Origin of the sequence: Rhodococcus sp. PAMC28707, assembly GCF_004795915.1 — a bacterium.
GTDB lineage: Bacteria > Actinomycetota > Actinomycetes > Mycobacteriales > Mycobacteriaceae > Rhodococcoides.
Genome location: NZ_CP039253.1, coordinates 148,457 through 170,364, shown reverse-complemented (window position 1 = coordinate 170,364; position 21,908 = coordinate 148,457). Strand labels below are relative to the sequence as shown.

21 protein-coding genes are annotated in these 21,908 nt (G+C 62.9%); 20 read left to right on the top strand and 1 reads right to left on the bottom strand.

Annotated features, from left to right (window positions below; genetic code table 11):
• Positions 1 to 59: 59 nt before the first annotated feature.
• From mihF to E5720_RS00685, 7 genes are all read left to right on the top strand, one after another.
• On the top strand, positions 60 to 380 hold the full coding sequence (gene mihF, locus E5720_RS00715) for an integration host factor, actinobacterial type (RefSeq protein WP_084348990.1): 321 nt from the start codon (positions 60 to 62) through the stop codon (positions 378 to 380).
• 30 nt (positions 381 to 410) lie between these two features.
• A complete protein-coding gene (gene gmk, locus E5720_RS00710; protein WP_136169077.1) occupies positions 411 to 1,007 on the top strand; it encodes a guanylate kinase in 597 nt (198 codons plus the stop codon).
• Between the two features lie 137 nt (positions 1,008 to 1,144).
• Positions 1,145 to 1,450, top strand: a complete 306-nt coding sequence (gene rpoZ / locus E5720_RS00705) for a DNA-directed RNA polymerase subunit omega (RefSeq protein ID WP_084348816.1) — start codon at positions 1,145 to 1,147, stop codon at positions 1,448 to 1,450.
• Positions 1,451 to 1,474: 24 nt separating this feature from the next.
• Positions 1,475 to 2,716, top strand: a complete 1,242-nt coding sequence (gene coaBC, locus E5720_RS00700) for a bifunctional phosphopantothenoylcysteine decarboxylase/phosphopantothenate--cysteine ligase CoaBC (RefSeq protein WP_136169076.1) — start codon at positions 1,475 to 1,477, stop codon at positions 2,714 to 2,716.
• Between the two features lie 193 nt (positions 2,717 to 2,909).
• Positions 2,910 to 4,124 carry a methionine adenosyltransferase gene (metK, locus tag E5720_RS00695; protein WP_136169075.1) on the top strand — a complete coding sequence of 405 codons (1,215 nt, stop codon included), beginning with the start codon at positions 2,910 to 2,912 and terminating at the stop codon, positions 4,122 to 4,124.
• A gap of 48 nt (positions 4,125 to 4,172) precedes the next feature.
• Entirely contained in the window at positions 4,173 to 6,197 is a 2,025-nt protein-coding gene (locus tag E5720_RS00690) for a primosomal protein N' (protein ID WP_210729927.1), read from the top strand.
• A 121-nt stretch (positions 6,198 to 6,318) separates the two neighbouring features.
• Positions 6,319 to 7,170 carry a cyclase family protein gene (locus tag E5720_RS00685; RefSeq protein WP_136169074.1) on the top strand — a complete coding sequence of 284 codons (852 nt, stop codon included), beginning with the start codon at positions 6,319 to 6,321 and terminating at the stop codon, positions 7,168 to 7,170.
• Here the strand turns inward: E5720_RS00685 and E5720_RS00680 are convergent.
• On the bottom strand, positions 7,086 to 8,900 hold the full coding sequence (locus E5720_RS00680) for a GGDEF domain-containing protein (RefSeq protein WP_247596113.1): 1,815 nt from the start codon (positions 8,898 to 8,900) through the stop codon (positions 7,086 to 7,088). The two genes, E5720_RS00685 and E5720_RS00680, sit on opposite strands and share 85 nt — an antisense overlap.
• Before the next feature lie 268 nt (positions 8,901 to 9,168).
• On the opposite strand from E5720_RS00680, the gene fmt reads away from it, so the two are divergent.
• From fmt to whiA, 13 genes are all read left to right on the top strand, one after another.
• Entirely contained in the window at positions 9,169 to 10,092 is a 924-nt protein-coding gene (gene fmt, locus E5720_RS00675) for a methionyl-tRNA formyltransferase (protein WP_168708256.1), read from the top strand.
• Complete coding sequence (locus tag E5720_RS00670) at positions 10,089 to 11,624, top strand: transcription antitermination factor NusB (protein WP_136169073.1); 1,536 nt, start codon at positions 10,089 to 10,091, stop codon at positions 11,622 to 11,624. Before fmt ends, E5720_RS00670 begins: the two co-directional genes overlap by 4 nt.
• A gap of 67 nt (positions 11,625 to 11,691) precedes the next feature.
• Complete coding sequence (locus E5720_RS00665) at positions 11,692 to 12,075, top strand: MmcQ/YjbR family DNA-binding protein (RefSeq protein WP_136169072.1); 384 nt, start codon at positions 11,692 to 11,694, stop codon at positions 12,073 to 12,075.
• A gap of 10 nt (positions 12,076 to 12,085) precedes the next feature.
• A complete protein-coding gene (gene rpe / locus E5720_RS00660; RefSeq protein ID WP_136169071.1) occupies positions 12,086 to 12,766 on the top strand; it encodes a ribulose-phosphate 3-epimerase in 681 nt (226 codons plus the stop codon).
• A gap of 11 nt (positions 12,767 to 12,777) precedes the next feature.
• A complete protein-coding gene (gene ribD / locus E5720_RS00655; RefSeq protein ID WP_136172330.1) occupies positions 12,778 to 13,806 on the top strand; it encodes a bifunctional diaminohydroxyphosphoribosylaminopyrimidine deaminase/5-amino-6-(5-phosphoribosylamino)uracil reductase RibD in 1,029 nt (342 codons plus the stop codon).
• Between the two features lie 73 nt (positions 13,807 to 13,879).
• On the top strand, positions 13,880 to 14,491 hold the full coding sequence (locus E5720_RS00650; protein ID WP_136169070.1) for a riboflavin synthase: 612 nt from the start codon (positions 13,880 to 13,882) through the stop codon (positions 14,489 to 14,491).
• A 70-nt stretch (positions 14,492 to 14,561) separates the two neighbouring features.
• On the top strand, positions 14,562 to 15,815 hold the full coding sequence (locus E5720_RS00645) for a bifunctional 3,4-dihydroxy-2-butanone-4-phosphate synthase/GTP cyclohydrolase II (RefSeq protein ID WP_136169069.1): 1,254 nt from the start codon (positions 14,562 to 14,564) through the stop codon (positions 15,813 to 15,815).
• Positions 15,812 to 16,309 (top strand): 6,7-dimethyl-8-ribityllumazine synthase, encoded by a 498-nt coding sequence (ribH, locus tag E5720_RS00640; protein ID WP_136169068.1) that lies wholly within the window; start codon positions 15,812 to 15,814, stop codon positions 16,307 to 16,309. The genes E5720_RS00645 and ribH overlap by 4 nt, the downstream gene beginning before the upstream one ends.
• The gene (locus tag E5720_RS00635) at positions 16,306 to 16,773 is read left to right on the top strand and encodes a PH domain-containing protein (protein WP_136169067.1); all 468 of its coding nucleotides are present in this window, start codon (positions 16,306 to 16,308) and stop codon (positions 16,771 to 16,773) included. Before ribH ends, E5720_RS00635 begins: the two co-directional genes overlap by 4 nt.
• Positions 16,774 to 16,824: 51 nt before the next feature.
• Positions 16,825 to 18,933, top strand: coding sequence for an excinuclease ABC subunit UvrC (uvrC, locus tag E5720_RS00630; RefSeq protein ID WP_210729926.1), 2,109 nt, complete (start codon positions 16,825 to 16,827; stop codon positions 18,931 to 18,933).
• Positions 18,934 to 19,000: 67 nt separating this feature from the next.
• Entirely contained in the window at positions 19,001 to 19,867 is an 867-nt protein-coding gene (gene rapZ / locus E5720_RS00625) for an RNase adapter RapZ (RefSeq protein WP_247596265.1), read from the top strand.
• Positions 19,864 to 20,889, top strand: coding sequence for a uridine diphosphate-N-acetylglucosamine-binding protein YvcK (yvcK, locus tag E5720_RS00620; RefSeq protein ID WP_136169066.1), 1,026 nt, complete (start codon positions 19,864 to 19,866; stop codon positions 20,887 to 20,889). The genes rapZ and yvcK overlap by 4 nt, the downstream gene beginning before the upstream one ends.
• Positions 20,880 to 21,863 (top strand): DNA-binding protein WhiA, encoded by a 984-nt coding sequence (gene whiA, locus E5720_RS00615; protein WP_084348827.1) that lies wholly within the window; start codon positions 20,880 to 20,882, stop codon positions 21,861 to 21,863. The genes yvcK and whiA overlap by 10 nt, the downstream gene beginning before the upstream one ends.
• The last annotated feature ends 45 nt before the right edge of the window (positions 21,864 to 21,908 follow it).

Here is a 21,908-nt window from a genome sequence, read left to right as displayed (position 1 = left end):
CGCAGCCAAGTGCAAGCAAGACCCCTGCACTGTTCACCTTTCGATGTGACGGAGGAAACGTGGCCCTTCCCCAGTTGACCGCAGAGCAGCGAGCAGCCGCTTTGGAGAAGGCGGCCTTCGCCCGTAAAACAAGAGCCGAGCTCAAAGAGCGTCTCAAGCGAGGCGGCACCGACCTGCAGCAAGTGTTGAAGGATGCCGAAACCGACGAGATTCTCGGCAAGATGAAGGTGTCGGCACTTTTGGAAGCACTTCCCAAGGTCGGCAAGGTCAAGGCCCAGGAATTGATGACCGAGTTGGAGATTGCACCGACTCGTCGTCTACGTGGTCTCGGTGACCGACAGCGCAAGGCGCTGTTGACGAAGTTCGATTTCGAAGCCTGAGAGGTCCGACCAGTGGCGGGAGTATCGACCGTGTCCGACAGTGACGCGTCACCGAGTGGGAGGGGTCGGCTCATCGTGTTGTCCGGTCCCTCCGGCGTCGGTAAGTCCAGCGTCGTTCGAGTTGTACGACGGACACTGCCCGAGTTGTGGTTCAGCGTTTCCGTAACCACCCGGGCGCCGCGACCCGGCGAGGTCGACGGCGAGGACTATCACTTCGTGACTGCCGACGAGTTCGATCGCATGGTCGAGGCAGACGAATTACTCGAGTGGGCGAGTGTGCACGGTGGTCTGCACCGCTCCGGCACGCCGGCCGCCCCCGTAGAGGAGGCCTTGGAGCGAGGACATCCGGTGCTGCTCGAACTCGATCTCGCCGGTGCACGTGCCGTCCGGGTGTCCAAGCCCGAAGCTCTGTTGGTGTTCATGGCACCACCTACCTGGGAAGATCTCGTGCAGCGCCTGACGTCCAGGGCGACCGAAGAATCGGATGCTACCGAGCGGCGACTTCAGACCGCACGGGTCGAATTGGCGGCACAGAACGAGTTCGACACGATCATTGTCAATGCCGATGTCGACCATTCGTGCGATGAGTTGGTATCCTTGTTGGTCGGTAGGTCTTCGGTCGGTTGATTCTGGCGTATTCCGGGCGATGTAGAGCCGATTTTTGCCAGCTTCAGCAGTCTTGCACTACCAGCAGTGTGGCTTCGACCAGCAGACAGCACCAGCATTTTTCGCAGCAGTACCGATGCACTTTCAGGAGATCAATAGTGAGCAGCACTTCAGCGGCCGTGTCCGATTTCGACGGATCCAGCGTTCTGCCGGCCTACGACACGCCGCTCGGCATCACGAATCCCCCCATCGACGAACTTCTGGCGCGCACGTCGTCGAAGTACGCTCTCGTGATCTATGCGGCCAAGCGGGCCCGTCAGATCAACGATTACTACAACCAGCTCGGCGACGGCATCCTCGAGTACGTCGGCCCCTTGGTCGAGCCGGGTCTGCAGGAGAAGCCGCTCTCGATCGCACTCCGGGAGATCCATGCCGATCTCCTCGAGCATTCCGAAGGCGAATAAGAACCGCTGGTAAGGAAGCAGCCGTTGCGCGTAGTCATCGGAGTAGGTGGCGGGATCGCCGCCTACAAGAGCTGTTCCCTCATTCGCAGCTTCACCGAGGGTGGACATCACGTTCGGGTGATCCCCACGGAGTCGGCGCTCGAGTTCGTGGGGCGGGCAACATTCGAAGCGCTGTCCGGTAACCCGGTTCACACCGGAGTCTTTTCCGACGTGCCCGAGGTTCCCCATGTTCGGTTGGGGCAGGAGGCCGACCTCGTGGTCGTCGCGCCTGCCACGGCAGACCTGCTGGCTCGGATCGCAGGCGGGCGGGCGGACGATCTCCTGACCGCCACACTCCTGACCGCGCGTTGCCCAGTTGTTCTCGCACCGGCAATGCACACCGAGATGTGGGAGCACCCGGCGACGGTTGCCAACGTCGCCACCGTGCGTGGTCGCGGTGTCACCGTCGTCGAACCTGCGTCCGGTCGTCTGACGGGCCGCGATACCGGAGCGGGTCGCCTTCCGGAACCGTCCGAGATTTTTGCGCTTGCGATGCTGCTGGCCGAGCGATCGGATGCACTCCCGCAAGATCTGTCCGGTCGCCGAGTCGTCGTGACCGCCGGTGGAACCCGCGAACCGTTGGACCCCGTCCGATTCCTGGGCAACCGAAGTTCGGGTAAGCAGGGATATGCGTTGGCCCGAGTGGCAGCTCAACGTGGCGCCGACGTCACCCTGATCGCTGGTTTCACCACCGAACTTCCAGATCCCGCAGCTGTGGACGTCGTGCATGTGAAGACGGCGCGGCAGATGCAGGAGGCGGTGCGCAAATTCGCCCCTGATTCCGACGTGATCGTGATGGCGGCGGCTGTCGCCGACTTCCGTCCGGCAACGATCGCCGCAAGCAAGATCAAGAAGGGTGCCGACGAACCGGATTCGATCCCGCTGGTTCGAAACGACGACATCTTGGCAGGACTGGTCGAGTCGCGTCGTAACGGGGACATTGCACAAGCCACTGTGATCGTAGGGTTTGCTGCCGAGACCGGTGACGAGCAGGGAGACGTACTCACCTATGCGCGAGCGAAGCTCGAACGTAAGGGATGCGATCTGCTCGTCGTCAACGCGGTAGGGGAGGGAAAAGCGTTCGAGGTCGACGACAACGACGGATGGCTGTTGGGATCCGATGGTTCGGAATCGGCGCTCGGAGAGGGTTCGAAAGCTTTGCTTGCGAGCCGCGTCGTCGACGCAGTTGTCGGCATGCTCGCGATCCAGCCTTCGGATCACCGGTGATTCGAAGGGTGCACAGCACGCACCCGCCCGACTAAAGTGACGTGCGCTTCGTGTCGGAATCTGGCTCGGGGCGTCGAACCCATAGTTGTAGTTCAGAGTGTTTCACCAGGTATGTGCTCGAATCGAATGAATGTGATGGCCGACAGGGAGTAATGCTCCTGGCCGGCCGAAAGTACGCGTCGAGAGGAAATCCGTGAGCAAGTCCGGCAGTCGGCTCTTCACCAGTGAGTCCGTGACAGAGGGTCACCCAGACAAAATTTGTGATGCGATCAGCGACTCGATCCTCGATGCACTTCTCACCGAGGATCCTCGTGCACGCGTGGCAGTGGAGACGTTGGTCACGACCGGCCAGGTCCATGTCGCCGGTGAAGTGAATACCACTGCCTATGCAGACATTCCGAGGATCGTCCGCGAGAAGGTCCTCGAGATCGGCTACGACTCCTCTGCCAAAGGCTTCGACGGCAATTCGTGTGGCGTGAACGTTGCGATCGGTGCTCAGTCTCCGGAAATCGCCCAGGGAGTCGATAATTCACACGAGTCGCGAGTCGAAGGACTCTCCGATGACGAGATCGACCGCCAGGGTGCAGGCGACCAAGGGCTGATGTTCGGGTACGCCAATACCGATACCCCAGAGTTGATGCCGCTTCCGATCGCGTTGGCGCACCGCCTCGCTCGTCGATTGACAGAGGTTCGCAAGAACGGCACTCTGCCGTACCTGCGTCCGGATGGTAAGACTCAGGTCACCATCGAATACGACGGTGATCAGGCAGTACGACTGGACACGGTCGTGGTCTCCACCCAGCACGCGGCCGATATCGACCTGGACAATCTGCTGACGCCGGATATCCGCGACCAGGTCCTCAGTGCCGTGCTCGCAGATCTGAACATCCCCACACTCGACACTTCCAACATCAGACTGCTCGTCAATCCCACCGGCAAGTTCGTTCTCGGCGGACCGATGGGTGATGCTGGGCTGACCGGCCGCAAGATCATCGTCGACACCTATGGCGGCATGGCCCGTCATGGCGGCGGCGCCTTCTCCGGTAAAGATCCGTCCAAGGTCGACCGTAGCGCCGCCTACGCGATGCGATGGGTTGCGAAGAATGCTGTGGCTGCCGGACTTGCCGATCGCATCGAGGTCCAGGTTGCGTACGCAATCGGTAAATCGGCGCCGGTCGGTCTGTTCGTCGAGACCTTCGGAACCGAAAAGACCGACCCCGTGCGGATTCAGGCTGCGATCGCCGAGGTGTTCGATCTACGCCCCGGTGCGATCATTCGTGACCTCGATCTGCTTCGTCCGATCTATGCACCGACCGCCGCATACGGTCACTTCGGCCGAACGGACATTTCGCTGCCGTGGGAGTCGATCGATCGTGCCGACAAGCTGCGCGCTGCCGCCGGTCTTTGATATCGGCTTCGGGTACCTCGAGGGAGAGCAGTTCACGGACGGAGTGAGGTGAGCGGCGCAGCGAGAACGGCAGCCGAGGAGCGTCCCATCGCGCGGGTGCTGCCGCTGCTGCCGCTCGCTCACCTCGACCGGGAATTCGACTATCTCGTACCGGCCGAATTCGCCGATAGTGCTCAACCAGGGGTACGGGTTCGAATTCGGTTCGCCGGGAGGCTGGTCGACGGATACATCGTCGAGCGTGTCGAGTCCAGCGATCACACGGGAAAGCTAGGCTGGCTCGACCGTGTCGTCTCTCCCGAGAGGGTCCTGACGCCCGAGATCAGCGCGCTGGTCACTGCCGTCGCCGCGAGATATGCCGGGACGAGAGCCGATGTCCTGCGTCTTGCTGTTCCGCCGCGACACGCCAAGGTCGAAGGGGAGCCTTCTGACGACATGCCGGTCATCGTTGCTCCGGCGATCGATTCGAGTGCGTGGGCGTCGTACACCCACGGCGAGGCTTTCCTCGATGCACTGCGGGCATCGAGGAGTCCGCGGGCGATCTGGCAGGCACTTCCGGGTGAGGATTGGGCTCATCGTATTGCCGAACTCGCCACGGTCACAGCGGCGAGTGGGCGAAGTGTGGTGGTGGTGGTGCCGGATCAACGCGACTTGGATCGCGTAGCGTCGGCCTGCGAGGCGGTGGCCGGCTCGGACGCGGTGATCGCATTGTCCGCAGGTCTCGGACCTGCCAAACGCTACCGACGCTGGTTGGCGGCACTACGACGCGATGTGTCGATCGTCGTCGGCACCAGGAGCGCGGTGTTCGCTCCCGCACGAAATTTGGGTTTGCTGCTCATGTGGGATGACGGTGACGATGGTTACGCTGAACCTCGATCGCCCTATTCACATGCACGGGAGGTGGCGCTGTTGCGGGCGCACGAATGCGGATGTGCGGTCGTATTGGCTGGGCATGCCAGAACTGCCGAGGCCGAGGCGCTCGTGGATTCCGGTTGGGCACACGATCTTCTCGCGCCCCGGGAAGTGGTCCGGGCGCGGCAACCACACGTTATCGCGCTGGCGGACAGTGATCATGCGTTGGCCAGAGACCCGGGGGCACGTGCAGCGCGCTTGCCTGCCATCGCATTCGATGCGGCACGAACAGCATTGGCCGCGAATCTTGCTGTGCTGGTTCAAGTGCCACGCGGCGGGTACGTTCCATCGCTGGCCTGCGGCAAGTGTCGAAATCCCGCGAGATGCCGTCGCTGCAACGGACCGTTGTCATTGCCGTCTGCTCCGGGAGCGGACGGCGCAGGCAGCCCCACCTGCAGTTGGTGCGGCGTCGCCGATACCAACCATCGCTGCACCGTCTGCGGGTCTCGAACCCTGCGGGCAGTTGTCATCGGTGCACATCGAACAGCGGAAGAGTTGGGACGCGCATTTCCTGGCGTGCCGGTCCACACCTCCGGGGGATCATCGGTGCTCGACTCCGTCGCTTCCGGACCGAGGCTGGTCATATCCACTGTGGGAGCCGAACCGACCACGCCCGGTGGGTTCGGTGCTGCTCTACTGCTCGACGGGTGGGCATTGCTCGGCCGCGCCGATTTGCGTGCAGCAGAGGAGACACTTCGCCGATGGATGACGGCCGCAGCTTTGGTTCGGCCCGGTAGCGAGAACGGCCGAGTGGTCGTGGTCGCGGAATCGGAGATTCCGACGGTGCAGGCACTGGTGCGCTGGGATCCGGTCGGGCACGCGCGAAGTCAGCTGGAGGAGCGCATTGAGGTGCGGTTCCCGCCGGCGGTCCATGTTGCGGCGATCGATGGGACGACGGCATCGATCACTGCGCTCGTCGAAGCGGCTGGGCTGGCGGAGGAGGTGGAGGTACTCGGGCCGGTGGATCTCCCTGATGGTCAGCGTGCTCCGGCCGGCGGGGGAGAAGAGGTCCTGCCGGGCGATGTACAACGACTATTGCTTCGGGTGCCCCGTAACGCCGGTGGGGCCCTTGCCCGTTCACTCACAGAGGCGCAGGCCGCCAGGAGTGCCAGGAAGAGTACGTCTTCGATTCGAGTCCAGATCGATCCCATCAGAATCGGTTGAGTAGTCGGTGCGGGAGTGCGACGTCGAGCGCATAGAGTCTGTCTCCTACGGCATTGGGCCAAGTTCTTACGACACTGAGCAAGGGGCAGTTCGGGCCCTGGGACAAGCGAAGGTTCATTCGATGAAAAGACGACAGCTGATTCGACGCGTGGCAACAGGTTTGGCAGTAGTTGCGGGCGCACGTTTGGCGGGTCCCACGCTTGCGCAGGCGGCGCCGGGAACGGGTTCGGCAGATCTTCCCGGGTTCGGGATCCCCTTGGATCGCTTGCTGAAGATCGTCTCGCTTTCCCACGTCAACGACCCGGCCACGACACCGATATTCCCAGGTGATCCCGAGTTCGTTCTGGAGACTGCCGCCACCGTAGCCGAAGACGGGTTCTACATCCAGAACGTCAGAGAAGGCGAACACACGGGTTCACATTGGGGCGCACCGGCTCACTTCCAAGAAGGCGGGCTCACCGCAGACCAACTCGCGCCGGAAGATCTGTTCCTGCCTGCAGTGAAAATAGATGTTCGTGAGAAGTCGGCCGCGAATGCAGATTACGCAGTCACGGTCGCAGACCTTCAGGAATGGGAGACGGTCAACGGCCGTATCCCGTCAGGCGCTGCAGTCCTGTTATGGACCGGGTGGGATGAGCGGTGGGGCTCGGATACGTACGCCAACGCCGATGCGCAGGGTGTGAGCCATCAGCCCGGCTTCTCTGCGGACGCCGCGCAATGGCTCATCGATACGGGCCGACTTGCTGATCGAGGAGCGTTGGGAACCGATACGTTCGGTCCTGATCTCGGCAACGACGAGACCTATCCGGTATCGGTCAAACTGTACGACCGGCGCAGAATCAGTTTGGAAAATCTCACCAACCTGGGTTCTTTGCCGAGCACCGGGGCTCATGTTCTGGTCGGAGGTCCGATCAACCGAGCCGGGTCGGGTTCACCCGCAACGATTTTCGGACTGATCCCGAGGCTTCCCTGATTACCTGAACAGAACGAAATCCGCTGGATGTCAGGGCTGCGGTGGTTCGGCCACCAGTCGAATGCCGCAGCCGTATCGTCCAGGTTGTACACCATCCGCAGAGCGCCGTCGCAATCGTAGGTGAAGACCCCCGCCTTACCGCTCTTCTTTGCCTCGTACATGGCCCGATCCGCACTACGAACCACGGTATCTGCCGTCACGTCGCCGTCGAAAACGTTCAACTCGACCACTCCCACGCTTGCGCCGATCGACACTGTGTAGCCCTCGATTTTTTGCGGCTTACGAAGTGCGTCGACAATCTCTTTCGCGGCGCGGCACCCGGCGTCGATACCCGCGGGAATCAGTACGGTGAATTCGTCGCCTCCGAATCGGGCGACGATGCCCCCATGTTCGCCGCCGTCGACCGCGTCCGCCAACCGATTCGAAAGAATCTCGAGCAAGCGGTCTCCGGCACCGTGGCCGAGGCGATCGTTGATGGCCTTGAAGTTGTCCAAGTCGATCAAGAGCAACACGCCAAGTCGTCCGCTCGTGTTGTGGAGGTCGATCACTGTGCTCAGGTGCTCGTCGAATGCGGATCGGTTGAGCAGGCCGGTCAATCCGTCGTGATGTGCTCGGAAGCTGAGCTCCGCCTGCGCTTCGGACAATCGTCGTAGGAGTGTGTCGTTTTGCAGCAATGTCATTACCTGACGGGCCAGCGAGAGCACCACCACGGCGAAGAACAGTGCGAGCACCACGGTATCGACGGAACCATGGGCCGCCCATTGCGCGCCGAGAAACGTGCCGATCAGCGCGATCAACGCGTAGGGGAGCAATAGTTGCGTTCGATCACTGGCCAACGAAACGAGCGAAGACCGGGGCGATGTGGACCGAGTGCTCGGTCGACCATTCGAATGTTCGATCCGAACCGTACCGTCGGGGCGTCTACCTGTAGGGACGGACGCGGCGAGAGCAACCAGAACGGGTCCTGCGATGAAGCCTGCGTCGGCAACCAACGGCATCTCCTCGGCGCCGATGGCGACGAGGTAGGCATACAGACTGTCCGAGGTTGCCACGCACACGAGTCCGGCGCCGAGCAGCGACAGTTGTGCGCGGTAACGGCGAGGAACGTCAGCGACCACAGCGAGTAGAGCGACCATGACGACAAGTACGAGGTCGGTGATCGGGTACATCGATGCGACGAGAAATCGCAAGGAATTCGTTTCCTCGGATCGTACGACGTGTCCCAACGCGGTGGACCATGACAGTACGAACAGTGAGCCGACGATCACCATGCCGTCGAGCACCGAGGTGATCCAAGCATGAGTGGGGCCGACCGCGGCGCGGCGCGGCGACTGTCCGACGACCGCGAGGAGTGCTGAGACAGAGAAGATCGGAAGCAGAAAGAATCCGATGTCTGCATACGACGGCGACGGCAGTGCCGTGTGAAGAACTGAACGGTACAGAGCCCACGTCATCATCCCTGCCGACCAGCAGGCCATACCCGCAGCCATCAGAACCCGCCACCTTCGCTCGGCTCCGGTGCGATGCCTGGCCGTGTACCAACAGATCGAAGCGGCTGCGGTGCCACAGATCAGTTGTGCGAGGTCGTCCAGGACGACGGAGAGGTCTTTCGGCAGAATTCCGGATGAGACGATGGCGACTACGGCTGCAACGACAGCGAGGTAAGCCGCTGTTCGTCGGAGCACCGAGTATTCGGACTCGGCCGAGGCCGGGGGGCTGGTGATGGCCAAGCTCCCTCCTCTCGTCCGCGGGTTTCTCGGTCCGACCCGGCGACATCGAGATGGTCGAGTCGACGCTCGCTTGCCCGACCAGGCTAGCGGGTGATCGCGGGCGAGTTGTCTTCTCGGGCCGAACGGTGCCGAGTACGTGAAGTCCCGCGCTATAACGATGCAAGACCGACCGGCGCAGGATCGGCGGTTTGTCGGGAAGTGAGCAGATGGTCCCTAGAATAGGGAGTTCGTCGTAAGAGTCGTATTGCCTATTCGTGGGAGCCCACTGGTGCGTGTTGTGTTTGCAGGGACGCCTGAACCGGCGGTTCCTTCGCTGGAACGTCTGATCGCTTCGGACAAGCACGAGGTGATAGCGGTAGTCACCCGACCCGATGCAGCGGCGGGCCGTGGACGCAAACAGGTTCGCTCGCCGATCGGTGTTCTGGCCGACTCACACGGCATCCCGGTCCTGACGCCCACGAACCCCTCTGATCCTGAGTTTCTCGACGCATTGGCGGCATTGGAGCCCGATGTCTGCCCCGTCGTGGCCTACGGCGCCTTACTGCCTCGGCCGGTGTTGAACATTCCCCGATTCGGTTGGATAAACCTTCACTTCTCGCTGCTCCCTGCGTGGCGCGGCGCCGCCCCCGTGCAGGCAGCTATCGCCGCCGGTGACGACGTCACAGGTGCGTCGACCTTTCTGCTCGAGGAAGGGATGGACACGGGGCCGATACTCGGTGTCGTAACCGAAGTGGTTCGGCCGTCGGACACCGCAGGCGAGCTGCTCTCCAGGCTCGCGATCAGCGGCGCGGAGCTGTTGGAAGCCACCTTGGATGCCATCGATGCGGGGGAAGCGTCCGCGCTGCCGCAAAGCGTGGATGGCGTCTCGTACGCCAAGAAGGTGACCGTCGATGCTGCTCGCATCGACTGGACGCGTTCGGCAGCAGCAGTCGAGCGTCAGATCCGAGCAGTCACGCCCAACCCCGGCGCATGGACGACGGTAGGCGATATTCGTATGAAGGTCCTCCCAGTGACCGTGTCGACCGAGAGAATGGAACCCGGACACATCGTTGTACGAAAGGACGGTGTGTACGTAGGTACTGCAAGCACAGCCGTCGTCCTCGGTGACATAGTGCCGCAGGGCAAGAAGCCGATGAAGGCACTCGACTGGGCTCGTGGAGCCCGGCTTACGGAAACGGCAGTGGCGCAATGAGTTCGGAAGACAAGTCCAGTCGCGGCAACGCGGGAGGCGGCCGAAACGAACACGGTGGCCGTCCAGGTAAGCGTCGGCCGACATCTACGGAGTCGTCCGGCACCAACGGTGCGTCCCGACGACCGCAGGGGACATCGCGCGGCGCGGGCACCAACCGGCCTCCGCGGGGAAACGGTCCAGCCGCTGCCGGTGCGGTCGACGCTGCCCGTCTGGCGGCTCGCGACGTTCTCAAAGCCGTTCGGGAGCGCGATGCCTATGCCAACTTGGTCTTGCCTGGCCTGCTACGCGAGCGCAAACTCGATACCCGAGACGCAGCCTTGGCAACCGAACTCGCCTACGGAGCGTCCCGTGCCCGCGGGCTGCTCGACGCCGTCATCGAGAGTGGCTCGGGCCGGTCCATCGCCGATATCGACGGGGGATTGCTCGATATTCTGCGGCTCGGGGCGTATCAACTACTCCGCACCAGAGTTGCACCGCACGCTGCAGTAGCCACTTCCGTCGATTTCGCGCGAGCGGAGTTCGGCAGCGGCAAAGCCGGCTTCGTCAATGCTGTGCTGCGACGAGTCTCGGAGAAGACCGAAGCGCAATGGGTGGAGGAGCTGAGTCCATCCGTAGAACAGGATCCTGTCGGACACTTGGCATTCGAATACGCACATCCCAAGTGGATCGCCCAGGCGTTCGCCGACGCGCTCGGAGCCGACGCCGGTGAACTAGCGGCCGTTCTGGCCGCAGACGATGCGCGTCCTGCCGTGCATCTCGTGGCGCGTCCGGGTGAGATCTCGGCGGAGGAACTGGCTCTCGTCACCGGTGGCGAAGAAGGTCCGTATTCGCCGTACGCGGTACACCTCGACGGCGGGGATCCGGGCAAGCTCGACGCAGTTCGCGAGGGTCTGGCAGGAGTCCAGGACGAAGGTAGTCAGCTTGTTGCCAGGGCGCTGACGCTGGCGCCGCTCGAAGGTCCGGACGGCGGTCGATGGCTCGACCTGTGCGCTGGGCCAGGAGGCAAGGCCGCGCTGCTCGGTGCGCTCGCCGAAATCGACGGTGCACGGGTCGACGCAGTGGAACCGACTCCTCATCGCGCCGAACTGGTCCGAAAGACCACCGCATCACTGCCTGTCACCGTCCACGTCGTCGACGGCCGAGACTCCGGCCTCGACCCCGGATTCGATCGTGTTCTCGTCGACGCCCCCTGCACCGGACTCGGCGCGCTGCGTCGCCGTCCGGAAGCACGGTGGCGTCGCTCACCCAAGGATGTTGCGGCACTGGTCACTCTGCAGAGGGAGCTTCTCGCATCGGCGATCTCACTCGTGCGGCCGGGCGGCGTCGTCGTCTACTCCACGTGTTCGCCGCATCTGTCGGAAACGACCGCTGTCGTCGCCGATGCTGTGCGGCGCCACGGCGTCGAGCAACTGGACACGCGGGAGTTGCTTCCGGATGTTCCTCTGATCGGCGACGGACCCTCGGTGCAGCTATGGCCACACCGTCACGGTACCGACGCGATGTTCATGGCCGCGCTGCGCAAACCGCTCTGACTGGACGGACCGTCCGGTACGTATTCGTCCAAGCGCCGCTGCGATCAGCGGAGGAGACTTATGAACCATGAACATCGGTACTGGTGGTGGTAGCGCCGAAGACGGCGCTACCACGTGGACGAGCGTCGTCGAATTCGCGGAGACGCTGCCGAAAGTGGCGCTCTCGACGTCGTACGGAACTCCTGCCTTGAAGGTTGCCGGCAAGTTGTTCGCCAGGCTGCGCACCGAGGCGGAAGGTGGGCTGCTTCTGGTGTGCCGCCTGGACGAGAAACAAGCGCTTCTCTCCGGCGGGAGTCCGGCGTTCTATACGACCCCGCACTATGACGGGTACGGCTACATCATCGTCGATCTCGATCTTCTCGACCGCGACGAACTGCGGGAGATGATCGTCGCCGCGTGGCGCGACAAGGCAACCCCGACTGCGAGAAAGCAGTACGACGGTACCGACTAGGATCAGTGGTGTGGCAGCTCCGATGATCGCACCGTCCATTCTTTCCGCCGACTTCGCTCGTTTGGGTGAAGAGGCCAATGCAGTAAAGGGCTCCGACTGGTTGCACGTCGATGTCATGGACGCCCATTTCGTACCCAATCTGACACTGGGGCTACCGGTGGTTCAATCGTTGTCGAAGGCCACCGACATTCCGTTGGACTGCCATCTGATGATCGAGGATCCGGCTCGCTGGGCGCCGTCGTACGCCGAGGCGGGTGCCTACAACGTCACGTTTCATGCTGAGGCAACCGACGATCCGATCGCGGTGGCCAAAGACATTCGTGCGGCGGGTGGGAAAGCCGGCCTGGCCGTCAAGCCCGGTACACCCATCGAGCCGTACCTCGAGATCCTCCGTTCGTTCGACACGCTTCTCGTCATGAGCGTGGAGCCTGGATTCGGCGGGCAGTCGTTCATGCCCGAGGTGCTGAGCAAGGCCGGGATCGTCCGATCGCTCGTCGATTCGGGTGAGCTGAAGCTGATCGTCGAAATTGACGGAGGGATCAACGTCGACACGATCGAGCAGGCCGCGGCGGCCGGGATCGACTGCTTCGTTGCAGGCTCGGCGGTCTATGGCACTTCGGATCCAGCAGGCGCGGTCCGTGGCCTACGCGCGCAAGCAGCCCGGGCCTCGAAGCACCTGTCGAACGGATGAGTGTCGCCCGGATGGCTGGTGGCGGTTCCATCTCCATCGACGAGGCGATGCGTATGGCCGTCGGTCACGCCGAGGCAGTCAGAGGCCGAACGAGCCCGAATCCACCCGTGGGTGCGATCATTCTCGATGTCGACGGCGTAGTCGTCGGCGTGGGGTCGACCCAACCTCCGGGTGGTCCACATGCCGAGGTCGTCGCGTTGCGGGAAGCAGGCGAGAAGGCGCGCGGGGGCACTGCGGTGGTCACGTTGGAGCCGTGCAATCACACTGGCAGAACTGGTCCGTGCTCGCGGGCACTCATCGAAGCCGGCATCGCCAAAGTGGTGTTCGCCGTTGCCGATCCCACTCCGTTGGCACAGGGCGGCGCCGACACGTTGATCGAAGCGGGCATGCTCGTAGAGTCGGGAACAGGTGCCGAGACTGTGGCCAAGGGGCCACTGCGTGCGTGGTTACACAAGCAGCGGACCGGCCGTCCACACGTGACCCTGAAGTACGCCGCAAGTCTGGACGGCCGAAGTGCTGCGGCCGACGGCTCCAGTCAGTGGATCACGGGTCCGGCAGCACGTGCCCACGTCCACGAGCAACGATCCACCCTCGACGCCATCGTCGTCGGTACCGGCACGGTAGTGGCCGATGATCCGAGACTGACCGCTCGGTTGCCCGACGGCACCGACTCGCCGCATCAGCCCACACGAGTCGTCGTGGGACTTCGGGAGACAGCCCCTACTGCGCAGGTCCGAAGCTCCGATGCTCCGACCGTGTTCGTGCGGAGCCGCGAGCCGGCCGAGGTGATGCATGCGCTGGCCGAGCACACCGAAGTACTGATCGAAGGTGGACCGACTCTGGCTGGCGCGTTTCTGGCGGCGGGGCTGGTCGACAGAATCGTGGCCTATATCGCTCCGGTCGTGCTGGGATCCGGCGCGGCGGCGGTGGAGAATGCAGGTGTCGGAACAATCACCGACGCCTTGAGGTTTTCTATCGAGAGTGTGCATCCGATCGGAGCCGACATTTTTCTCAGCGCCGTTCCGAACCGACACGCCTGAACCGCACATGCACGCATAGTCCGCTGTAGTAGCGGAACGACAAAGAGATCGACCGGACAGGAGTGAGTACCAAGTGTTCACCGGAATCGTCGAGGAACTCGGCGAGATAATCGGCAGGGAAGACCTTGTCGACTCGGCCCGCTTCACGGTCAAGGGGCCGATCGTGACCTCGGACGCAGGTCACGGCGACTCCATCGCAGTGAACGGGGTATGCCTGACCGTCGTGGATGTGCTGGCGGAAGGCGCATTCACCGCTGATGTCATGCAGGAGACACTCGACAGGTCGTCGTTGCAGCGGCTCGAGGTGGGCAGCCGAGTCAACTTGGAACGTGCCATGGCGATGGGCAAGCGCCTCGGTGGGCACCTGGTACAGGGGCACGTAGACGGGACCGGAACGGTCGTTCATCGTTCGCCGTCGGAGAACTGGACCGTGGTGCGCGTATCGATGCCCACGTCGGTCGCTCGCTATGTTGTGGAAAAGGGCTCGATCACAGTCGACGGAGTGTCGTTGACCGTCTCGGCGCTCGGCAAGGACGAAGGCGGCGAGCACTGGTTCGAGATCTCGTTGATCCCGACCACTCTCGACTTGACGACGTTGGGAAGTGCCGAGGTCGGCGCCCCCGTCAATCTGGAAGTGGACGTCATCGCCAAGTATGTGGAGCGCCTGCAGACCGTAGGCGCCTAGAAAGTACGCTCGAAGGTGCACCCGCACCCTCGGATGCATGGTGGGGTATGACAAGTATGGAGCGCAGGACGTGACAAGGTTCGACAGTATCGAGCGTGCGGTCGCTGACATCGCCGCGGGCAAAGCAGTTGTGGTAGTCGATGACGAGGATCGCGAGAACGAAGGCGATCTCATCTTCGCCGCCGAGAAGGCGACGCCCGAACTCGTCGCGTTCATGGTGCGGTACACCTCCGGATATCTGTGTGTGCCGCTCGCCGGTGAGGACTGTGATCGACTCGGGCTGCCGCCGATGTTCGCCACCAACCAGGACAAACACGGCACTGCCTACACTGTGACCGTCGATGCGCGCGAGGGCATCGGTACCGGCATCTCCGCATCCGATCGTGCAGCGACCATGCGGTTGTTGGCAGACCCGGACACAGGTGCCAACGACTTCACACGCCCTGGTCACGTCGTACCGCTCCGCGCGAAGGAGGGCGGCGTTCTGCGTCGCCCCGGACACACCGAAGCTGCCGTCGACCTCGCACGCATGGCCGATCTGCGGCCGGCGGGCGTCATCTGCGAAATCGTCAGCCAGAAGGACGAGGGCGCGATGGCCCAAACCGACGAACTGCGGGTCTTTGCAGACGAACACAACCTGGCTCTGATCTCTATTGCCGACCTCATCGCGTGGCGCCGTAAGCACGAGAAGCACGTGGTCCGCGTCGCCGACGCACGCATCCCGACCAAACACGGGACGTACCGTGCAGTCGGGTACCAGAGTGTGTACGACGAGGTCGAGCATGTCGCGCTCGTTCGGGGCGATATCGCAGGCCCGGACGGCGACGGAAGCGACGTTCTCGTTCGCGTTCACTCGGAGTGCCTCACCGGCGACGTGTTCGGATCGCTCCGATGTGATTGTGGACCCCAGCTCGATGCTGCGATGGACATGATCGCCGCAGAAGGTCGAGGCGTCGTACTCTACATGCGCGGTCACGAGGGTCGCGGCATCGGTTTGCTGCACAAGTTGCAGGCCTACCAGCTGCAGGACGCAGGTTCGGACACCGTCGACGCAAACCTGCAGTTGGGCCTCCCCGCCGATTCCAGGGATTACGGGATCGGGGCACAAATTCTTGTGGACCTCGGAATCTCGTCCATGCGGTTGCTCACCAACAATCCGGCGAAGCGAGTCGGGTTGGATGGGTACGGGCTCCACGTGACAGAGCGGGTTCCGATGCCGCTCCGTGCGAATGCCGAGAATCTGACATATCTCCGCACCAAACGAGACCGCATGGGACACGACCTTGTCGGTTTGGACGAGTACGAAGCAGGGACCAATCGATGAGCGGCGGCGGCGAACCCGAACTGCAGCTCTCCGGTGCAGGTGACCTGAAGCTGGCGATCGTTGCGGGCCAGTGGCACAAGACGATTTCCGAGGCGCTGCTGGCAGGTGCCAAGCGGAAGGCCGAAGAAGTCGGTATCACCGACGTCACCGTGGTGCGTGTCGCCGGTGCGATCGAACTTCCGGTAGTTGCCCAGGCTCTGGCCAAATCACACGACGCAGTGGTCGCGCTCGGGGTGGTCATCCGTGGTGGTACTCCGCATTTCGAGTACGTCTGCGACGCGGTCACCGCAGGTCTGACTCGGGTTTCGCTCGACGAGAGCACGCCCGTCACCAACGGAGTGCTCACCACGAACGACGAAGCACAGGCACTCGATCGGGCAGGACTCCCAGAATCGAAAGAGGACAAGGGTGCCCAGGCGGTGGCAGCTGCTGTCGACACCGCGCTGACACTCAAGCACCTGCGTCAGCCGTGGACCGACGAGGCGTTCCGATGACCGACGAAGCTCGTTGGGAACTCGAGGTTCGTTCGATCAAGTCCGCCCGGTTCGCGATAGCAGCGGCGGTCGTGCTGCTGGTGTCGCACACCACCGTGGCGATTCTTCTGCGCGTATCGCCAACCGGGGTCTTTTTTCGCACTGCCGATCAGCTTGCACTCGCCGGAATCGGTGTCCTGCTCGCCGGGATCGCGTTGTTGCTGACACGACCGCGCGTGCGAGTCGGTAAAGAAGGCGTCGCCGTTCGCAACATTCTGTCCGAGCGCTTGATCGAATGGGATCTGGTGCGCGGGCTGTCGTTTCCCGACGGCGCAATGTGGGCTCGAGTGGACATCCCCGACGACGAGTTCATCCCGGTGATGGCAATTCAGTCCAACGATCGAGGCCACGCCGTCGATGCGGTGCGGGCGTTCCGTTCGCTCGAAGCCAAGTACACGGGTGCCGACAGGGTGACGGAAGAGTGAGCGAGCAGCGCTGGGCCTGGTTCGTCGGTAGCTGCGACTAGCCTGGGATACGTGTCCGATCCAGCTACGTACCGCCCTGCAACCGGAACTATTCCGGTCGAGCCCGGTGTGTACAAATTTCGTGATCCGCATGGACGCGTCATCTATGTCGGAAAGGCAAAAAGCCTCCGCAGTCGCCTGAACTCGTATTTCGCCGACGTCGCCTCTCTTCATCCCCGCACCCGACAGATGGTGACCACCGCGGCCTCGGTCGAGTGGACCGTCGTGACGACCGAGGTCGAGGCACTCCAGCTCGAATACAACTGGATCAAAGAGTTCGATCCTCGGTTCAATGTTCGCTATCGCGACGACAAGAGCTATCCGATGCTCGCGGTCACGATGAACGAAGAGTATCCACGCCTGTTCGTCTACCGGGGCCCACGACGCAAGGGTGTGCGGTATTTCGGTCCATACGCCCATGCCTGGGCCATCCGGGAAACCCTCGATCTACTGTTGCGGGTATTTCCAGCACGTACCTGTTCGGCCGGAGTGTTCAAGAGGCACAAGCAGATCGGTCGACCTTGCCTGCTCGGGTACATCGACAAGTGCTCGGCACCGTGTGTGGGTCGTGTATCGGCGGACGAGCATCGCACGATCGTCGAAGACTTCTGCGACTTTCTGTCCGGTAAGACCGACAGACTGGTTCGTCAGCTCGAGAAGCAGATGCAGATAGCGTCGGACGATCTGGACTTCGAAACCGCTGCCCGATTGCGCGACGACGTCGGCGCACTGCGTCGCGCGCTCGAGAAGCAGGCGGTCGTGCTCGGTGACGGCACTGATGCCGATCTCGTCGCCTTCGCCACCGATGCACTCGAGGCCGCGGTGCAGGTATTTCACGTTCGCGGCGGGCGTGTGCGAGGCCAGCGCGGCTGGGTCGTGGAGAAGGCAGGCGAGGTGATCGAGCAGCAGGCCGCCGATCAGTCCGACCTACCGGCATTGGTCGAGCAATTTCTCACCCAGTTCTACGGTGAGCAGGCAGCGTTGTCGTCACACGTGCCGGGCAACCGAGACAGTCAGAACGACGACGGCAGTGCCAACGCTGTTCCGCGTGAGGTTCTCGTACCGGTGTTACCCGCCAACGCAGCCGAAGTGCAGCTGTGGCTCAGCTCGCTTCGCGGATCCAATGTGACGCTTCGGGTACCGCAACGTGGGGACAAGAAGGCCCTCGCCGAGACGGTGGAGCGCAACGCAAAGGAAGCGCTTGCGCAACACAAACTCAAGCGTGCAGGCGATTTCACCTCGCGATCTGCCGCCTTGCAAGGAATTCAGGAGGCACTGGATCTGGATTCGGCGCCGCTTCGTATCGAGTGCATCGATATCTCCCACGTGCAAGGGACCGATGTCGTCGCGTCGTTGGTGGTGTTCGAGGACGGGCTTCCACGCAAGAGCGACTATCGGCACTATTCCATCAAGGAAGCGGCTGGAGACGGGCATTCCGACGACGTGGCGAGTATTGCGGAGGTGACGCGCCGTAGGTTCCTGCGTCACAGCTCCGATGCGAGCGGAGCTGGTTCCGGTGGAGATCTCGCGCCCGAGGCGGCGCTCGACCCGCAGACCGGGCGGCCGCGGCGGTTTGCGTACCCTCCTAATCTTTTCGTTGTCGACGGCGGCGCACCTCAGGTCGCTGCAGCGGCCGAGGTTCTCGACGAGCTGGGTATAACCGATGTGGCTGTCGTCGGCTTGGCGAAGCGACTCGAAGAAGTGTGGGTGCCGGGCGAGGTGGACCCGGTCATTTTGCCGCGTACCAGCGAGTCTTTGTATTTGCTGCAACGCGTGCGAGACGAGGCGCACCGGTTCGCGATCACCTTCCATCGCAGTAAGCGATCCAGACGCATGACCGCATCGGCTCTCGACTCGGTCAAAGGACTGGGGGAGAGTCGGCGAAACGCACTCGTGGGGCACTTCGGTTCGGTCGCGAAACTCAAAGAAGCGACCGTTGCCGACATCATCGAGGTGCCCGGTATCGGTGAGATGACAGCCAAAGCTGTGCTCACGGCACTCAGCGGCGAAACGGCTTCCGACGCGCCCGGCGTCGAGGTGGGGGATGATGTCCCCGGTGGCGGCGCGTTCGATGGGGGCGAACGCAGTCGTCAGGAAGCAACTTCGACAGGGCAGGCATGACGTGAGTGAACCCGATATCCAGCATGCCACCGACCAGCCGGACAAATCGGTCGGTCGAGGTGACGGCATCGAAGTGGCGCTCGTCACCGGGTTGTCCGGTGCAGGGCTTCGGACGGCTGCAAAAGTTCTCGAAGATCTCGGTTGGTACGTCGCCGACAATCTTCCACCCGAGTTGATATCGCAGATGGTCGATCTCGGTCTCGAGTCGGAACCGCGGATCGATCGACTTGCGTTGGTGATGGATGTTCGAAGTCGATTGTTCACGGGCGACCTCGACTGGGTGGTGCGAGAACTCGATTCCAAGGGCGTCCGCAATCGTGTGCTGTTCCTCGACGCCACCGATGCCGCCCTGATTCAAAGATTCGAATCGAATCGTCGCAGTCATCCGCTGCAGAACGACGGTCAGGACGGCACCCTCACCGAGGGCATCGCGGCGGAGCGGATTCGGTTGGCGCAGGTAAAAGCTGCCGCCGACGTCTCCATCGACACGACTTCTCTGTCCGTGCATCAACTGCGGCGGAAGATCGAGACGGCCTTCAGCGGTGTCGACGCAGATCTGATCGGTGTGACCGTTCAGTCGTTCGGGTTCAAGTACGGACTACCCATGGACGCTGATGTGGTCTGCGACGTACGGTTCCTCCCCAACCCGCATTGGATTCCAGAACTACGCGAGCACACCGGTCGTAACCCCGCAGTGAGCGAATATGTCCTGAGTCAGGACGGCGCGCAGGACTATCTTCAGACGTTCCATCACCTGTTGCAGCTGACGGTGTCCGGCTATCGGCGAGAGGGTAAGCAGTACATGACGGTGGCGGTGGGTTGCACGGGCGGCAAACATCGAAGCGTGGCGATGTCGGAGGCGTTGGCGATACTTCTGGGTCGGCACGATGATCTGTCGGTGCGAGTTCAGCATCGCGATGCGGGCCGCGAATGAGTGCGAAAGACGGCGGCGCTGTCGGGTCTTCGCTGAAGATCGTGGCTCTCGGTGGGGGACATGGCCTGTACGCGACGCTCAGTGCCGCACGCAGACTGGCGTCGGATGTGACCGCGGTGGTCACCGTGGCCGATGACGGCGGTTCCTCTGGTCGACTTCGCGCCGAACTGGGCGTACTGCCGCCAGGGGATCTACGCATGGCGCTCGCTGCTCTGGCTGCCGAGGATCCGCGAACTCAGCGATGGGCGGAGGTCCTCCAGCACAGGTTCGGTGGTTCCGGCGCGCTGGCGGGACACTCGGTCGGGAACTTGATCCTTGCCGGGCTCACCGAAGTTCTCGGTGATCCGGTGTCGGCATTGGAAGAGATCGGATCACTGCTCGGCATCGAGGGACAAGTGGTGCCGATGGCACTGGTGCCGCTCGACATAGAAGCCGACGTGTCAGGTCTCGAGGACGATCCGCGTGTGAGCAGGGTCATTCGTGGTCAGGTCGCTGTCGCCACCACCCCAGGCAAAGTGAGAAGGGTGCGGCTGACGCCACCCGGTCCGCCGGCGACGCCCGAGGCGATAGCGGCAATCGAGGCGGCCGACCTTGTTGTACTCGGGCCGGGGTCGTGGTTCTCGAGTGTCATTCCCCATGTCTTGGTTCCAGATCTGCTGACGGCGCTGGAGACGACAGCAGCGCAGAAGGTTCTGATTCTGAACCTGGCACCGGAACTCGGCGAGACCACAGGATTCTCTGCCGAGCGTCATCTGCACGTACTCTCCCAACACGCACCTGATTTCTCCGTGGACTACGTCGTGGTGGATTCGGCCTTCGTCCCGGACGGCGCGGAACGCGACCACGTAGCTCGGGCTGCCGCAAGGCTCGGGGCCGACGTCATGTACGTAGACGTCGCCGAATCAGGAACTCACGCGCATCATTTCGGCAAGTTGGCTGCTGCCCTCGGTAGCATCGTCTCTTCGCGGGACGAGGCACCGATGGGTTCCGCACGCAGAGAGGGGAACACTTCGTGGCCATGACAGCGGAGGTGAAGGACGAGCTGAGCAGGCTCGCTATTACCCAGGTGAGCTGCAGGCGAGCCGAAGTATCGGCCCTGCTGCGATTCGCCGGTGGGCTTCACATCGTTGCAGGAAGAGTCGTCGTGGAAGCGGAGGTCGATCTCGGATCGATCGCTCGGCGTCTGCGACGCGAAATTTTCGAACTCTACGGCTACTCGTCCGACGTCCACGTACTGAGTGCCGGTGGTCTGCGTAAGACCTCGCGCTACGTCGTCCGGGTTGCCAAGGACGGCGAGGCGTTGGCCAGACAAACTGGACTGCTCGATATGCGGGGCCGTCCCGTCCGAGGTCTCCCAGCACAGGTTGTCGGCGGAACGATCGGCGATGCAGAAGCTGCTTGGCGGGGTGCGTTCCTCGCCCATGGGTCACTTACCGAGCCGGGTCGTTCCTCGGCGCTCGAGATCAGTTGCCCAGGACCCGAAGCGGCGTTGGCTTTGGTCGGCGCTGCCAGGCGCCTCGGTGTCGCAGCAAAGGCACGCGAAGTTCGCGGTACCGACCGAGTCGTCGTTCGTGACGGTGAAGCGATCGGCGCACTCTTGACCCGGATGGGCGCTCAGGACACCCGGTTGGTGTGGGAAGAGCGTCGGATGCGCAGGGAAGTGCGTGCCACCGCAAACCGTCTTGCGAACTTCGACGACGCCAACCTCCGGAGATCGGCTCGAGCTGCCGTCGCAGCTGCGGCCCGGGTAGAGCGAGCCTTGAACATTCTCGGGGACGAGGTGCCGGACCATCTGGCAGACGCAGGTGCTCTCCGTGTACAGCATCGCCAGGCGTCGCTGGAAGAACTCGGTCAGCTCGCCGATCCGCCGATGACGAAGGACGCCGTCGCCGGACGAATTCGTCGACTGTTGTCGATGGCGGACCGTAAAGCCAAGGACACCGGTATTCCGGACACCGAGTCGGCCGTCACCGCGGAATTACTCGACGAGGCCTGAACGGTCCGGTGCTGGGTGTCGCGCGCGTAAGCGGTGCCCGCACAC